This is a genomic window from Amycolatopsis sp. SID8362, from assembly GCF_010550475.1.
GTDB lineage: Bacteria > Actinomycetota > Actinomycetes > Mycobacteriales > Pseudonocardiaceae > Amycolatopsis > Amycolatopsis eburnea.
Genome location: NZ_JAAGNB010001199.1, coordinates 1 through 540, shown reverse-complemented (window position 1 = coordinate 540; position 540 = coordinate 1). Strand labels below are relative to the sequence as shown.

Genomic DNA, 540 nt, shown 5'->3' with positions numbered 1-540 from the left:
CGCGCTGACCGGCGTGGTGGTCGGCTTCGGCTACCCGGCCGCGTTCGTCGCCGACGCCGCCGCGACCGCGTTGTGCGCGCTCGTCGTGCTGCTGAAGGTGCCCGAAACTCGGCCACCGGGCCCGCCGCGGGCCCGTGCCACCCGGCCGCCGCTGCGGTTCGACCGGCGGTTCGCCGTCTTCCTGCTCGCCACCCTCGCGGTCGGCTGCGTCTACGAACAGAGCGCGACGACCCTGCCGGTCGTCATGGTCGGCGCCGGGCTAACCGCCGGGGCGTTCGGCCTCGTGCAAGCCCTGAACGGGCTGCTCATCGCGGTCCTGCAGATCCCGCTGACCCGCTGGGCGCGGCGGCACCCGCGGCGACCCGTCCTGATGGCCAGTGCCCTGCTGATCGGGTGGGGCTTCGGGCTCAACCTGTTCGCCGAGGGGCTGTTCGGGTACGCCGTCGTCGCCCTGGTCTGGACGGTCGGGGAAATCCTGCAGATGCCCGTCGGCAACGCCGTGGCCGCGGACCGCGCGCCCGGCACGCAGCGCGGCCGGTA

Annotated in this window: 1 protein-coding gene; it reads left to right on the top strand. The window is 74.6% G+C overall.

Annotated elements, in window-relative coordinates; all coding sequences use genetic code 11:
* Window positions 1-13: 13 nt before the first annotated feature.
* Window positions 14-540, top strand: a 527-nt coding sequence (locus G3I65_RS37055) for an MFS transporter (RefSeq protein WP_160700220.1), incomplete at its 3' end; no start/stop codon positions are given.